General features: G+C 33.3%; 14 protein-coding genes, 2 tRNA genes, 1 rRNA gene and 1 pseudogene. 11 read left to right on the top strand and 7 right to left on the bottom strand.

Annotated elements, in window-relative coordinates:
• Positions 1-3 precede the first annotated feature (3 nt).
• Positions 4-110, top strand: a 5S ribosomal RNA gene (gene rrf, locus ABWU52_RS05820).
• A gap of 191 nt (positions 111-301) precedes the next feature.
• A pseudogene (locus ABWU52_RS05815) lies at positions 302-1,112 on the top strand (IS66 family transposase); the annotation flags it as partial.
• 26 nt (positions 1,113-1,138) lie between these two features.
• Here the strand turns inward: ABWU52_RS05815 and ABWU52_RS05810 are convergent.
• Genes ABWU52_RS05810 through rpmH form a run of 3 tightly spaced genes read right to left on the bottom strand, consistent with a single transcriptional unit; the run spans position 1,139 to position 1,916 of the window.
• Positions 1,139-1,360: a hypothetical protein gene (locus ABWU52_RS05810; RefSeq protein ID WP_007302521.1), complete on the bottom strand. Its 222-nt coding sequence runs from the start codon at positions 1,358-1,360 to the stop codon at positions 1,139-1,141.
• Positions 1,361-1,420: 60 nt separating this feature from the next.
• Complete coding sequence (gene rnpA / locus ABWU52_RS05805; protein WP_353277747.1) at positions 1,421-1,798, bottom strand: ribonuclease P protein component; 378 nt, start codon at positions 1,796-1,798, stop codon at positions 1,421-1,423.
• The gene (gene rpmH, locus ABWU52_RS05800) at positions 1,782-1,916 is read right to left on the bottom strand and encodes a 50S ribosomal protein L34 (protein ID WP_010404613.1); all 135 of its coding nucleotides are present in this window, start codon (positions 1,914-1,916) and stop codon (positions 1,782-1,784) included. Before rpmH ends, rnpA begins: the two co-directional genes overlap by 17 nt.
• Before the next feature lie 107 nt (positions 1,917-2,023).
• Between rpmH and pstC the strand changes: the two genes are divergently transcribed.
• From pstC to ABWU52_RS05780, 4 genes are all read left to right on the top strand, one after another.
• Complete coding sequence (gene pstC, locus ABWU52_RS05795) at positions 2,024-3,112, top strand: phosphate ABC transporter permease subunit PstC (protein WP_353276556.1); 1,089 nt, start codon at positions 2,024-2,026, stop codon at positions 3,110-3,112.
• 96 nt (positions 3,113-3,208) lie between these two features.
• Positions 3,209-4,645: a F0F1 ATP synthase subunit beta gene (atpD, locus tag ABWU52_RS05790; RefSeq protein ID WP_353276554.1), complete on the top strand. Its 1,437-nt coding sequence runs from the start codon at positions 3,209-3,211 to the stop codon at positions 4,643-4,645.
• Between the two features lie 5 nt (positions 4,646-4,650).
• Entirely contained in the window at positions 4,651-4,992 is a 342-nt protein-coding gene (locus ABWU52_RS05785; protein ID WP_353276552.1) for a F0F1 ATP synthase subunit epsilon, read from the top strand.
• Positions 4,993-5,229: 237 nt separating this feature from the next.
• Positions 5,230-6,267, top strand: coding sequence for an IS5 family transposase (locus tag ABWU52_RS05780; protein ID WP_353276237.1), 1,038 nt, complete (start codon positions 5,230-5,232; stop codon positions 6,265-6,267).
• Between the two features lie 193 nt (positions 6,268-6,460).
• On the opposite strand, the gene ABWU52_RS05775 is transcribed toward ABWU52_RS05780, so the two are convergent.
• Both ABWU52_RS05775 and ABWU52_RS05770 read right to left on the bottom strand, forming a co-directional pair.
• The gene (locus tag ABWU52_RS05775; protein ID WP_353276550.1) at positions 6,461-6,850 is read right to left on the bottom strand and encodes a hypothetical protein; all 390 of its coding nucleotides are present in this window, start codon (positions 6,848-6,850) and stop codon (positions 6,461-6,463) included.
• A 99-nt stretch (positions 6,851-6,949) separates the two neighbouring features.
• A complete protein-coding gene (locus ABWU52_RS05770) occupies positions 6,950-8,404 on the bottom strand; it encodes a hypothetical protein (protein WP_353276548.1) in 1,455 nt (484 codons plus the stop codon).
• Between the two features lie 427 nt (positions 8,405-8,831).
• Here ABWU52_RS05770 and fsa point away from each other — a divergent pair, with 427 nt between their 5' ends.
• Complete coding sequence (fsa, locus tag ABWU52_RS05765) at positions 8,832-9,473, top strand: fructose-6-phosphate aldolase (RefSeq protein WP_353276546.1); 642 nt, start codon at positions 8,832-8,834, stop codon at positions 9,471-9,473.
• 482 nt (positions 9,474-9,955) lie between these two features.
• Entirely contained in the window at positions 9,956-10,993 is a 1,038-nt protein-coding gene (locus tag ABWU52_RS05760) for an IS5 family transposase (protein ID WP_353276237.1), read from the top strand.
• Positions 10,994-11,350: 357 nt separating this feature from the next.
• Here the strand turns inward: ABWU52_RS05760 and ABWU52_RS05755 are convergent, their stop codons facing one another.
• Together ABWU52_RS05755 and ABWU52_RS05750 are read right to left on the bottom strand one after the other, a co-directional pair.
• A complete protein-coding gene (locus tag ABWU52_RS05755) occupies positions 11,351-11,818 on the bottom strand; it encodes a hypothetical protein (protein ID WP_007302528.1) in 468 nt (155 codons plus the stop codon).
• Between the two features lie 132 nt (positions 11,819-11,950).
• The gene (locus ABWU52_RS05750) at positions 11,951-12,667 is read right to left on the bottom strand and encodes an SDR family NAD(P)-dependent oxidoreductase (RefSeq protein WP_353276545.1); all 717 of its coding nucleotides are present in this window, start codon (positions 12,665-12,667) and stop codon (positions 11,951-11,953) included.
• A 202-nt stretch (positions 12,668-12,869) separates the two neighbouring features.
• Between ABWU52_RS05750 and carA the strand changes: the two genes are divergently transcribed.
• The 3 genes from carA to ABWU52_RS05735 all read left to right on the top strand — a co-directional run bounded on the left by carA (position 12,870) and on the right by ABWU52_RS05735 (position 14,224).
• The gene (gene carA, locus ABWU52_RS05745) at positions 12,870-13,958 is read left to right on the top strand and encodes a glutamine-hydrolyzing carbamoyl-phosphate synthase small subunit (protein WP_353276543.1); all 1,089 of its coding nucleotides are present in this window, start codon (positions 12,870-12,872) and stop codon (positions 13,956-13,958) included.
• A 109-nt stretch (positions 13,959-14,067) separates the two neighbouring features.
• Positions 14,068-14,149, top strand: a tRNA-Tyr gene (locus ABWU52_RS05740).
• A gap of 4 nt (positions 14,150-14,153) precedes the next feature.
• A tRNA-Gly gene (locus tag ABWU52_RS05735) sits at positions 14,154-14,224 on the top strand.
• The last annotated feature ends 51 nt before the right edge of the window (positions 14,225-14,275 follow it).

Here is a 14,275-nt window from a genome sequence, read left to right as displayed (position 1 = left end):
TGACTTGGTGGCTATAGCAAAAATGAACCACCCGATCTCATTTCGAACTCGGAAGTGAAACTTTTTAGCGCCGATGATACTTAAAAAGGGAAAGTAGGTCGTTGCCAAGTTTATAAAAATTTCTTCTTATTTATATCTTCTAAGTAGAGCGATGAAATAAGGTAAACATAGAGTAGCTGTGAGGTAATATAACTGATCTTTTAGAACTCTGCGAAAACTTTAAGATAAAAGTAGAAAATTTAAAAGTAGAATTTGTCACCTATTTGCAAATTAGAAGGAGAGATAGTAACATTTAACAAATCATCAAACAATTGATCTTTCGAAAATCAAACTTTATATAATTGAATATTAATTAAGTTGTTGGAGATGAGGAGAAAGAAGAAGTAGCAAACTACCAAGAAGCAGATACATTCGGTCCAAGAGTTAGTTGATAATTGTAGTACTCAGTGGATTTTATAAAAGTTCAAAACGTGAGAATTGTAAGTGATGTTTTTAATGTGAATTGAAAGCGTATCAAATAGTGAATATAGAGTTCCTTCAAAATGCAAAAAGGTGTATGAGCAAATCGAATAAGAAAAGTGAGGTTTTGCGCATCAACATGTTATAATAAAGGTAAACTTGGTTAGTGCTGAAGCAATACTGCAAGTTTTAAAGGGAAAGAAGATTTAAAAGACAGTGTATGTTGCAATCGTAATAGTCGCTGACAGGTACTTTGAAACATAGCTGAACTATTGAAGTTAAAATTCTGGGCTGTTACTTAAAAAACGCATCCACTGAATTATTTATGCTAAAAAAAGCTTTATTAAAAAATGAAACAGAAGTGTAAGAAAGTTGCAAAACGTATAAGGTATTACTTGAAGCTACCTATCTGAAGCAACTGGAGCTTCTCAAGTTGCGAAAAATATTTTAAAATCTGAAAGAATGATGTGAAATTTTTTAAGTAAACCAGAAAGTATTCCACTATCACGCTGAACAGCAAATTAGGCATTATATCGTTTACTGTAAAAGCTCATATTTTACGTAATCAGAGCTACGAACTTGAAAGGATAATTTCATTATACTTAACATGGAAACAAAGAGAACTATATAATCCTCTGCCTATCGTTTTTTGAACCACTTCCCTGAACGGGTACTTTTATCAAACTATTCTCTTATTGTAATGAGTTGCTTCTATATTAAAATTTAGCAATTTTCCTCTAGGATTATCTTTATTTTGTTCTAAGTATTGGCTTTGTTCAAATGCCATTCCCCATTGTGTACGATAGCTAGACTTTCTATATTCATAAAAACTCTCTTCAGCATTATTTGTATCGAGCTTTTTATCTTGTTTTTTTATACTCTCTACCTCAAGCACCCACATCTATTAATTTATTTTAAAGACTTCACTTATCTTATCATAAAAAATATAGCTGTAAATACTTTAGTGAAAATTCCTTCTTATTTTATCTTTCTTTAAGCAAATATTGAGGTCTTTTTGTAAATTTTTATAGCCTGCTTGCATAATGTTTTTATGGGTTAGTATTATGTAATAGTATCCTACATTACTTATATTAGAAATGCTAACTTTAGCTAGCATTCGTAATTGCCTTTTTATTTTATTTCTTTTTGCTGCTTTTCCGACTTTTTTACTGATAGCCAGACCTACTCTAATAACATGAATATACTTTTCAGGTTCTCTTTCTTTTATAGCATATAGTGATATATATACCCCTCGATAAAAAAGACTGTAAGGTGCTAATCTGTTTTTAAAAGCAAAGGAAAACTCTTTTTTTTTATACTTACTATGCGCATAATTTATTACACCCTAATGAGCGACGCTTATTAAGAATTTTTCTTCCAGCTTTTGTTGACATACGTGAACGAAATCCATGTTTGTGCTTTTTTTTTAAATTTTTTGGTTGAAATGTTCTTTTCATTGTTTTTATATTAATATGACTATTTATTTTAAACTATTTTGCTCTATTGTCAAATAATGGTCAACTTCTATGGCATTCTTGTTGAATAAAATTTGATATATGGAAAAATGAATTTAATTATAGGCGTACCTGTTTTACTAATCCTTTTATTTTGTTTGAGTAAGTTTCAAGCAGTAAGTAAAGTTAAGTCTTATATATATTTGAGTTGTATGTGGATGCTACCTTGTTTGTTAGCATTCTATGATGGTTATTTTATAACTTCTATTTCTATAGCGTTACTTTTTTTTATGCTGATTTTTATCTTTAAAGGTAAAAGAAATAAGATGGTAAAATTTTTGTTATTTATGGCTTTAGCAATATCACTTTTTATCACTTTATTTATAATGCTATCTATTTTTGTTCAGTCCATTTCTTTTTTTAATAAAGTAGCTATTTCAGAATTCTTATTTTGCTTAAAATGGAAGCATAATGTAGCTATTATTGGCGAAGGAGAGGTGGGATGTTTTGGTATAGCGCCACTTTTAGTGGGGACATTACTTATAACTATTATAGCAATGTTAGTTGCGGTGCCGCTTGGTTTATTTTCTGCAATATATATTAGTGAGTATGCGAGTGAAAAAGTGCATTATGTTATTAATACAGCCTTACAGGTTTTGTCTGCTATTCCTACTGTTGTATATGGATACTTCTCAGTTGTATTTTTGTCTTTTTTTATAAAGCAGGTAGCAAATTTTTTTAATTTAAGTATACACTCAGAAAGTGCTTTGATTGCTGGTTTATCGATCGGGGTAATGATTCTTCCTTTTATTATTTCTTTGCTTGAAGATGCTATAAGATCTGTTCCAAAAAGTTTACGTTATGGTTTTATGGCGCTTGGCGCAACACCAGCGGAAACTATATGGCATATAACAATACCTTATGCAATGCCTACAATTTTAAGTGCAATTTTATTATCAATTTCAAGAGTGATAGGTGAAACAATGATTGTACTAATGGCTGTGGGAATCAATGCAAATTTGACCTTTAATCCTCTCAATTCAGTTACTACTATCACTGTACAAATTGCTACATTACTTACCGGAGATCAGGATTTCAATAGTGTGCAAACTCTTGCTGCTTATGCGCTTAGTTTGGTGCTGTTTGTTATTACTTGGCTATTGAATGCATTTGCATTGTTTATAATGAAACGTAACTAGTGAGTGTTTTAATATTGCAAAATTTCTGTTAATAATATAAGATTTATTTTCTTTAGAAGTTCTTTTATAGAATTGTAGTGTTAGGTGATGAAAGAGATGAGTACAGGTAAAGTAGTTAAAATAACTCAAGCAGTTGTTGATTTAAAATTTGAAGGCGAGTTACCTAAGATATTTAATGCTTTAAAAAGCAAACTAAAATATAAGTGCAAGGAGCTAGTTTTAGAGGTTTCACAGCATATAGGTGACAATATAGTTCGTTGCATTGCTATGGATAGCACAGATGGTATGTCAAGAGGTGATGAGTTTGTTGATACAGGTGCACCAATATCAGTTCCGGTTGGACGCTCAACTTTAGGAAGGATTTTTAATGTTGTAGGAGAGCTTATAGATGAGTGTGGTCCTTTAAAAGGAAAGTATAATTTAGAACCTATACATAGATCACCTCCAAGTTTTACCGAGCAGAAGATACAGGAAGAGGTTTTAGTTACAGGAATAAAGGTTATAGATCTTCTTGCTCCTTATCTTAAAGGAGGAAAAATTGGCTTATTTGGTGGAGCTGGTGTTGGTAAAACAGTTCTGATAATGGAGCTGATTAACAGCATAGCAAAAGCTCATAAAGGATTTTCTGTGTTTGCTGGAGTAGGAGAGAGAACACGTGAAGGTAATGATCTTTATAACGAGATGATTACTTCGAATGTAATAGATATAAATGAGCACGAAAAATCTCAAGCCGTTTTGGTTTATGGTCAAATGAATGAACCTCCTGGAGCAAGGGCTAGGGTTGCTTTAACAGCACTAACTATGGCGGAGTATTTTCGTGATCATGAAAATCAAGATGTTCTATTTTTTGTAGATAATATCTTCCGTTTTACTCAAGCTGGCTCTGAAATTTCTGCTTTGCTTGGAAGAATACCGTCGGCTGTTGGTTATCAGCCAACTCTTGCGACTGATATGGGCGCTATGCAAGAGAGAATAGCCTCAACTACTGCTGGTTCTATTACTTCTGTACAGGCTATATATGTTCCTGCAGACGATTTGACCGATCCAGCTCCAGCAACGACATTCTCTCATCTTGATGCAACCACAGTGTTGTCAAGGCAGATAGCTGAAATAGGTATATACCCTGCTGTTGATCCACTTGACTCAACTTCTCAGTCTTTATCTGCTGAAATCATTGGTGAAGAACATTATAATGTGGCTTCTGAGGTGAAACGTATATTGCAAACTTATAAGTCGCTGCAAGATATTATCGCAATACTTGGTATGGATGAACTATCTGATGAAGATAAAATTATTGTTGATAGAGCTCGTAAAATTCAGAAGTTTCTTTCTCAACCTTTTCATGTTGCGGAGGTATTTACTGGCATGTCTGGCAAATTTGTTTCACTTTCTGATACTATTTCTAGTTTTAAAGGAATTATTGAAGGTAAATATGATCATCTGCCAGAAGCTGCTTTTTATATGGTGGGAAGTATAAGTGAAGCAATAGAAAAGGCTGAATCAATAAAAGCTGAAGTTGGAGCCGGACATTAAAGATTATGAACACTTTTAAGGTGCAGTTTTTTTCTCCTGATAATCGAATTTCATTCGATGAAGTGGTTTCGCTTTCAGTGAGTGGGCTTGAAGGGGAATTGATGATTTTAGCCTGCCATTCCCCTTATTTAATTTATTTATTGCCTGGTATAATTACTGTTCAAATGAGTAACCAGATAAAGGAGAAAGTTGTAATTGACAATGGTGTATTAGAGGTCGTAAATAATGATTGTAGCATTGTAACAAATCAAATTCAGGTTTTTGATCACCTGACTCATGATGAGGAATCATTAAAAAATAAGAGAGTTGGTATATATTTAAGTTATCTTGATGTCAAATCTCTTTAGGGGCTCTTTTTTGTTCAAGAAATGAGTCTATTTTTGTCATCTCTACGTTTGTCATTCCAGTGCGTGACACATAGCTGTACGAACATCAGAAGGATGTCCCCAGTATCTTCTTTCTTGTCATCCCAGTGCGTGACACTGGGATCTAGATATAAAAATTTGCAAATTATGCAGTAAACAATAGTTCTTCAGGACATATGTCAAAAACAATGTCCAAAAACTAGATCCCAGTGGGCTTTGTTGCATAGGTCAAATAAAAAGAACTGGCAGTTACTGACAAAATTCACTATAAGACAAGCATTTAACCTACTAAAGAAAAATATGCCACAAAAAATGAGAGTCAGTAACTGCCATGAATATAACAAATTTCTCCAAGAGAGGGGAAATATTTTTTATTACGTCAATGATGCCATAGAAAATTGGTACGAAAAAGGTCCAAAAATGGCTGGTGGCAACTATATTTATAGCGATAAGGTCGTGATTCTGGTTCACATAATAACTTGTTTATTTAGAATAGGTCTGAGACAAACAGCGGGATTTATAGCAGGGTACCTTGAGCAAGTAAGGAAAAACTTGCAAGTTATTAGCTATTCCCAGGCCTCAAGAAGGCTTAAAAAACTTAACATCAAAATTAATGATCGAAGACATGATAAAAATAATACAGAAGATATTGAGATTGCCATAGATAGTACTGGAATAAGCATCTACAATAATATTCCAGGTCATAGCAAGGCAAATGGTACAGATAGAAAGTATCGCCGCTATGAGCAAACAAGAAAACTGCATGTAATGCTAGAGATAGGTAGCAAAAAAGTTATAGCAGCAAAATACAGTGGCGGAGTTTATTCTGACCACTATGGAGCATGTGATCTTATTGCAAGGATTGATGTTAAATATAATATAAGCACACTATATGCAGACAGGGCATATAATCGAAAGAAGTTATACAAACTGTGCGATGAGCTTGACATAAAGACAAGGATTCCTCCGCAAAATAATGCAGTAGAGCATCCAAAGTTGGATTATATGGATGAGAGAAATTCTACAATCAAGCTCATAAAGTCATATGATGAAGATGGTATGAAGAGGTGGAAAAAAGAGATAAATTATGGGAAGAGATCTTATATAGAAAGTTTTTTCTCGCGACTGAAGCAAACATTTGGGTTTAGTTTTAGAAACAAATCTGAGGTTAATCGTGAGAGAGAACTGCTACTCAAGTGTTATTTGCTTAACAAATTTACTGATATAGGCATGGCTAAATTTGAGATAGCTTCATGAATTTATTCCACGTTACCTACTATCCGAAGAGTGATGCAACAAAGCCATCCCAGTGTCACGCACTGGGATGACATTGTTTATTATGTGCCGTATTGCAATGTTCGTACAGCTATGTGTCACGCACTGGAATGACAAGAGTTGAATGACAGGAAAAAAAGCACTGATTTCACATGCATCTAAATAAGTATGTTTATTAAACACTTCCGTGCTGACTTTGGCTACACACCTTTGAGGGACTGCTGATGAAGTCTAGAAGTGAATTACAGCAATCATCATCACTATAAAATGCACTATCAGAGCTTGAAGATCTAGATTTTCTTTCTGCATTATCAACTTCCCCTACAAGCTGATCAGATATTTTTGCACGATTGTTCAAAGGTTCCTGTTGAGAAATCTCTGTACTTAACATTTCTACTTGGTTATTTAGATGTTGCTCTTTACCGTTTAGCTTTTCTCTTTCTCCCGTTATTCTTTCAATTTCCATATCTTTAATCTTTTCTTTCAATATTTCAATCTCATTCTCATACTCTTCAAACTTTGATTCTATAAATGAACGGCATTGATCCATTATTTCTTCTTCCATCTCCTGCCGTAACTGTTCTCTTTGCCTCTCAATTTGCTCATCTTTAGTCTCTAGCTCTCCCTCTGACGATTTAAAATCCCACTTTTCATCCCACTCTAGCTAACTTACCTCTTGTTCATCAGATTCTAAATGTGCGTTGTGCTCACTTTGCAAATTTTGCATTTGAGGTTTTAAATTCGTTAAACGTTCATCCTGCCGTAACTGTTCTTCTTGACTCTTAATCTGCTTATTTTTAAGCTCTACCTCGTTCTTTAACTCTTCATATTTCCACTTTAGCTGATCTACCTCTTGTTTATAAGATTCCAGATTTGTGTTTTGCTTATCATCTAAGCTTTGCATTTGAGATTTTAAATTCATTAACGATTTACTGTGTTCATCTCTCATGCGTTCTACTTCCTTTTCATTTTCACTTGCATCTTCTTCTAACTTATTCACTTCACCTTTCAGTTTCTCTCGTTCTGCATTAGCAACTTCCAACTTTTTCTTCAGGTCTTTCTTTTCTTCATATGCACCTTCAAGTTCTTGTATTTTCCCTTGCAGCTCTGTTGATATATTTTCTAGCTTCTCATCTTTTTGTGTTAGTCCAATTTGCAATTTTACGTTTTTTTGCTTTTCTTCTTCAAGTTCATTCTGTAAATCACTATTATGCTTTTCTAACTCTTCAAATTCTTGCTCAGCCTCATCGAGCCTATATCGTAATTCGTTCCTCTGCTCATTTAATTCTCTAATTTCTTGTTCAGCTTTTGTAAGCTCTTGATCTAATTGTTGTGAATTAACTTCTGTCTGAATTGCAACCTTTTGTAAATCAACTTTATTCTCAAGATCTTTCAGCTTTTCGTCTTGATTGATTACGATATGTTCGTTATTTTGCAGATTACTAACAGCTGGAGCATTTTTATTCTTTTCCAATAATGCTTTTACAGCATCGTGTAGAGAGAGGCCTTGAATATATAATTCCTCATTTTGTCTTATTGATTCCCAAAACTCCTTGGATGGCGATTCAAAATCTTTACCATTAAATTGCAGTACTTCAGTTATACCAGAACTACTTACATTCATAACCATAGTACAGGTAAAAATTTTCCCATGTTTGTCCTGCACAGGCCAAGTGCTTGTTATTTCATAATATGCATCCTCTTTAAATTCATAATGTCTTTCCTTACCTTTTCGATAAGCGTATATGTCATGCTTTTTATCGCAATAAATATTCAACTCGCTAATATCCCTTTCTTGCTGCAAGATATCGCTAATTCTTATTGGCTCACTTTTATTGTAATTAATAAGATTAATGTTTAACACTCTATCAGAATTGTTAGTTTTTACATAAAAAGCTCGAAGGTCTATGTCTTTGTTTCTAAAGTACTTACTTACAGCTTTTTTTGCCTGATTTGCTAATTCTATAAGGTCTTTATACGCTTTTTCATTATTTGCCAAATCCATTAACGAGTCATAAAACTCCCATTTGCTCTGATAGTATTCTTCTAGAACAGTAATGCTATTTTTTCTTTTCAATTCTGCTAATATATCTTTCAATATCAGGAATTTTGGTGACATAGTGTACCCCACTTACTATATTGTTCTGGTAATATATTTACTTTAGGAGTGATTAAGCTATCAAAACTCCTTTTACATTAACCTTTTTAGTTGAATTTAACTGCGAGCGTTAAACTCGACCTTAGTCATTTTGTTTATTGTTCCTCACTATCTATTTGTGTTACTATACTAATAGTAGCACTAAGTTTTAGGCTATGCAAGAATTTCTATTGGACGTAAAGCTAGTAAACTTCAGAAATTGGTTATGCTAATTCTGTTAATAAAATGCAACCAATTCATGTTTATTACCAGGGGTATACTATGTCTCAGTTCAATATTTTCTTTCCTAACAGACTTAGAATTGAGTTGAGTTAAAAATCCGATTTTATTTAACACTTTTCAAAGATGACAATATTTTGTAAAAATGGGTTTTGAATAGGACAATAATATGGAAATTTTTCTTGATAGTGTTGATTTGAATGAAATTAAGGAGCTAAAAGAGTTCATTGATGGCATAACAACTAATCCTTCTTTAATAGCAAAGTCCGGGCATAAGGACAAATACGAAGATTTAGTAAGTGAAATATGCTCTGTTATAAAAGGGCCTGTTAGTGTTGAAGTTGTTGCAGATAGCCATAAAGAGATGATTAAAGAAGGCCTTAAGTTAACGAAAATCGCTAGTAATATCGTAGTAAAGTTACCCCTTACACATGAAGGATTAATTTCTTGTAAAAAGTTGTGGACAGAACATAAAATACCTGCTAATATCACATTATGTTTTTCTCCTGGGCAAGCACTGTTTGCCGCTAAGGCCGGTGCTTGTTTTATTTCTCCCTTTGTTGGTCGCCTTGATGATATAAGCTATGATGGCTTATCGCTAATAGAAGATATATGCACTATATATTCTAATTATAATTTTAAGACAAAAGTTCTTGTTGCATCAGTAAGAAGTCCAGCACATGTAATAGAAGCTGCACGGCTTGGTGCTCATTCAATTACTGTACCAGCAAAAATACTTAGACAGTTAATTAATCATCCACTTACTGATCAAGGGCTCGCAATATTTGAAAAAGACTGGGGTGTAAAGTAATACATGATATTGCTATAAAATATAATATAAAAAGGACATAGGTACCATCTGTCCCTTAAAGACATGCAGGTTAATGATATGCGTAATTCAGAATTTTAAAGATAATGATCCTCCTGTTAATAAAAAAAGATTCAGAAAAATGTATACAGCTACGACCGAAGTATAGCTAAAATATATTTTAACTGAAGATTATAGATTAATTGAATTGAAAAGTCTGCAGACGAAGATAGATTCCGAGCTCTAGAACGCCTTCACTGTGCATGGTAACAAAACTATTAGAGTTTGTCAAGTAATTTTTTATCGTAATTTTACGAACGTGCCATGCAAGTAATTATATCTAGTTAAATTTGTAAAGTAATACAGTGTTTTCGATAGTTATAAAAAAGCTGGATTTCAGTACTGGAGTAACATTTTGGAAATTGGGATGAAAAGAGGGAAAGTACTGGTTTGAAATTAAGTTTTCTGGATTCCAGCGGGCTTTGTTGCATAGGTCAAATAAAAAGAACTGGCAGTTACTGACAAAATTCACTATAAGACAAGCATTTAACCTACTAAAGAAAAATATGCCACAAAAAATGAGAGTCAGTAACTGCCATGAATATAACAAATTTCTCCAAGAGAGGGGAAATATTTTTTATTACGTCAATGATGCCATAGAAAATTGGTACGAAAAAGGTCCAAAAATGGCTGGTGGCAACTATATTTATAGCGATAAGGTCGTGATTCTGGTTCACATAATAACTTGTTTATTTAGAATAGGTCTGAGACAAACAGCGGGATTTATAGCAGGGTACCTTGAGCAAGTAAGGAAAAACTTGCAAGTTATTAGCTATTCCCAGGCCTCAAGAAGGCTTAAAAAACTTAACATCAAAATTAATGATCGAAGACATGATAAAAATAATACAGAAGATATTGAGATTGCCATAGATAGTACTGGAATAAGCATCTACAATAATATTCCAGGTCATAGCAAGGCAAATGGTACAGATAGAAAGTATCGCCGCTATGAGCAAACAAGAAAACTGCATGTAATGCTAGAGATAGGTAGCAAAAAAGTTATAGCAGCAAAATACAGTGGCGGAGTTTATTCTGACCACTATGGAGCATGTGATCTTATTGCAAGGATTGATGTTAAATATAATATAAGCACACTATATGCAGACAGGGCATATAATCGAAAGAAGTTATACAAACTGTGCGATGAGCTTGACATAAAGACAAGGATTCCTCCGCAAAATAATGCAGTAGAGCATCCAAAGTTGGATTATATGGATGAGAGAAATTCTACAATCAAGCTCATAAAGTCATATGATGAAGATGGTATGAAGAGGTGGAAAAAAGAGATAAATTATGGGAAGAGATCTTATATAGAAAGTTTTTTCTCGCGACTGAAGCAAACATTTGGGTTTAGTTTTAGAAACAAATCTGAGGTTAATCGTGAGAGAGAACTGCTACTCAAGTGTTATTTGCTTAACAAATTTACTGATATAGGCATGGCTAAATTTGAGATAGCTTCATGAATTTATTCCACGTTACCTACTATCCGAAGAGTGATACAACAAAGCCATTCCAGCATCAAGTGCTGAAATGACAAGAGAGGAGTTCCAGGTACAGCTGTTACCTATAGAATGGCAGTACTAGAATGATAACAAAGAGGCTACCTGAATGACATATTTAATCTCTATACAGATGTATATCACGCACCGATTTCCATTCAGGGTAATGTCATTCCAGTACTGGAATTCAGTTGGATTTGCGAGTATAAAAGTAATACAACATTTTTGATGATGGAAGCCATTACTAGGATCACAAGAAAGGAAGTGCTGATTTCAGTGTTTATACGTTAGCCATGCATCTAAAAATTTATAAACAAAAGATTACACTTCACAACTTTGTGATGGAATAAGTTTTTCAATGCTGTTGACGCAAAACTCAGTTGTATTATTAGCTATTTCATCGAATTTATCATTTATATCCTTACCTATTTTTTCATCTTTAATATATTCGTACAGAGCTAAAATAGCTATAGTTGAACATATTGCGATGAAACCAACTTTTGCTGTAATAAGTAATGATAGCCCACCTGCAAGTATGGACACCGCTCCAATAGCTAGGTTTATAATTTTGTTTTGTGTTGATTGATTCTCTTTATCCTCTAAAACGTTTGATATTGCTTTTGAGGCAATTTTTATTGCTATTGCTGTAGTTGAGATTATAACAAACATCATAGCTATTTTTGCTAAGAGAAAAATTGATGGCAGCATTATTACAAGAAACAATGAAGCACCTCCTATAAATAACCATTTCTCATTTATTTTTTTAGACTGATCTGTATTATTAGGCATTGCGAACCTCCACTTTCATTAACAGTTTATTCATATAATATGAAACATGCGATAGTCAAGATGTTTTTGTGTGGAGAAGCTTGCGATTGAGTTTTGAAGAGCTTTAGCTTTACAAGATGGTAGATTTGGTGATTATCGTAAGATTCTTGCAGTCATTTTAGTGGGAAGAATTTGTAAAATATGAAAAAATAACCGCCAGAAAATTGGAAAAGCTATAACTTTCTTTCCTTTAAATATACTTTTTAAAATATATGCTGCAGCTTTTTCTGGCTCCCATATGAAGGGAAGTGGTTTATTAGACTTAAACATATCTGTTTTTACTGGCCCTGGCATTATAGTGATAAACTTTGTGCTACTGTTAGCATATTGGATTTTTAGTGATTGAAAACAACTTTTTAGTGCTGCTTTGCTGGCACAGTATGCAGAAGCATGTGGTGTTGCATGCATAGCAACAAGAGAAGATATAACCGCAAAAGTTGCCAAGGAATTATGATGAATCCATTCTTCAATCCAGTTGATAACGCCAAAATAATTGGTTTCAAATGTTTTTCTATGAATGTTGGTATGAAACTTATCTTCTATTTCGCCACATCCTGCATTAAGAAAAAAGAGATTTGGTATAATATTTTGCTTTTTTAAAAAATCAGACGAGTTTTTAATATTTTCACTTTTGCTTACATCACACGTTATAGGTAAAAAATTACTACCTAATTCTTCTTTTAATTTTTCCAGTTTTTCAGTGCGTCTTGCAATGCCAATCGCAAACCATCCATCTTTAATGAGCAACCGTGCTAGACTTTCTCCAATGCCAGATGATGCTCCTGTAATGAGACAAGTTTTTCTATCCATGTGAATTTACATAACGTGAAGTATGAATGTAATGACTATTGCCTATTCACACAAGTTAAGTTTGCTATAATTTTGCTAAATAATAAAAAAAGAAAGCTACTTATAATTTTGAATTTTATATAAACTTAAAGGGAAATTTAGTATTTGCTTACTTGTAATTTAAAATTCTTATATAATATTTTAAATGAGTTGAGAGAATTAAATGCAGGATGCAGCTTTAGTTTTACAAGATGGCAAGTGCTTTTGGGGAAGATCGGTAGGTAAAAAGGGCAAATGTATAGGTGAAGTTTGTTTTATCACTGGTATGACCGGGTATCAACATACTATAACCGATCCTTCTTTTGCTAATCAAATCATAGCGTTCACTTTTCCTCATATTGGTAATGTTGGAATAAATCACAAAGATAATGAAGGAGAGAAAATTTTTGCAAGTGGTGTGGTTATGCGTGAACTTTCTATTATGTCTCACTCTTCTTCATATATTAGTTTAAATGATTGGTTGGAGAAAAATAATGTAGTTGGGATATCGGGAATTGATACTAGAGCTTTGATGAGATATTTGAGAAAACATGGATCTCAAAATGGAATGATATGTCCGTCAAGTGAGGCACATATATTAGATGAATTGAAGAAATACAAATCTGTAAATGGAATAGAAATAACTAAGAAAGTCAGTTTAAGTAATAACTTTCAAAGCGCTCTTAATGCAAAATATAGGGTTGTAATTGTTGATTTCGGTATAAAAAATAGTATAATCTCACGTTTAGTAGAACTTGATTGTACGGTTGAATTAGTCAAACCAGATACAGGTTTTGCTCACAAAATATTAAGCATGAATCCAGATGGTATAGTGCTTTCAAATGGCCCTGGTGATCCACAAGAGATAGGGGAGAGTGTAATTTCAGAAATAGAAATTATTGTGAAATCTAAAATACCAGTTTTTGGCATATGCCTGGGCCATCAATTACTTGCAGTTACTTTGGGAGCAAAGACTGTCAAGATGGATATTGGTCATCGAGGGAGTAATCATCCAGTTTATGATCTGGAGAGTAAAAAAGTTGAGATAACTAGCCAAAATCATGGTTTTGTTGTTGATTCAGCTTCTCTTCCAAGTAACGTTGAAGTTACTCATATTTCTCTATTTGATAATAGTGTAGAGGGGATAATGATGAAGGATTACCCAGTCTTTTCTACTCAATACCATCCAGAAGAAGCGCCAGGTACACATGATTCACATTATTTATTTAGGCGTTTTATTGACAATATTTTGTTATATAAAAGTAAAATCTAACTGAAATCAGTTAGATTAGCTTTTATTACTTGATCTTTTGGATTTGGATGTTTAATATTAGGAATAATAAAACTTAAGTTAAGGTAGTGTTCTCTTAACAGATTTTTGTGGAGGAGTGACCGAGTGGTTAAAGGTAACAGACTGTAAATCTGTCCGCATTGCGTACGTAGGTTCGAATCCTACCTCCTCCATTGTGCGGGTATAGCTCAATGGTAGAGCTCTAGCCTTCCAAGCTAGTGACGTGGGTTCGATTCCCACTATCCGCTCTTTTTTTTGTTGTATTTATATAAAATCAACATATTATTTATTGATGTATT

Origin of the sequence: Wolbachia endosymbiont (group B) of Villa cingulata (assembly GCF_964028285.1) — a bacterium.
GTDB lineage: Bacteria > Pseudomonadota > Alphaproteobacteria > Rickettsiales > Anaplasmataceae > Wolbachia.
This window is presented reverse-complemented; position numbering and strand designations above follow the sequence as displayed.

Excerpts from the sequence above, each read along its gene's own strand:
- ABWU52_RS05810 (WP_007302521.1), bottom strand. The coding sequence starts at position 1,360 with ATGTGGGTGCTTGAGGTAGAGAGTATAAAAAAACAAGATAAAAAGCTC.
- rpmH (WP_010404613.1), bottom strand. The coding sequence starts at position 1,916 with ATGAAAAGAACATTTCAACCAAAAAATTTAAAAAAAAAGCACAAACAT.
- pstC (WP_353276556.1), top strand. The coding sequence starts at position 2,024 with ATGAATTTAATTATAGGCGTACCTGTTTTACTAATCCTTTTATTTTGT.
- atpD (WP_353276554.1), top strand. The coding sequence starts at position 3,209 with ATGAGTACAGGTAAAGTAGTTAAAATAACTCAAGCAGTTGTTGATTTA.
- ABWU52_RS05785 (WP_353276552.1), top strand. The coding sequence starts at position 4,651 with ATGAACACTTTTAAGGTGCAGTTTTTTTCTCCTGATAATCGAATTTCA.
- ABWU52_RS05775 (WP_353276550.1), bottom strand. The coding sequence starts at position 6,850 with ATGGAAGAAGAAATAATGGATCAATGCCGTTCATTTATAGAATCAAAG.
- ABWU52_RS05770 (WP_353276548.1), bottom strand. The coding sequence starts at position 8,404 with ATGTCACCAAAATTCCTGATATTGAAAGATATATTAGCAGAATTGAAA.
- fsa (WP_353276546.1), top strand. The coding sequence starts at position 8,832 with ATGGAAATTTTTCTTGATAGTGTTGATTTGAATGAAATTAAGGAGCTA.
- ABWU52_RS05755 (WP_007302528.1), bottom strand. The coding sequence starts at position 11,818 with ATGCCTAATAATACAGATCAGTCTAAAAAAATAAATGAGAAATGGTTA.
- ABWU52_RS05750 (WP_353276545.1), bottom strand. The coding sequence starts at position 12,667 with ATGGATAGAAAAACTTGTCTCATTACAGGAGCATCATCTGGCATTGGA.
- carA (WP_353276543.1), top strand. The coding sequence starts at position 12,870 with ATGCAGGATGCAGCTTTAGTTTTACAAGATGGCAAGTGCTTTTGGGGA.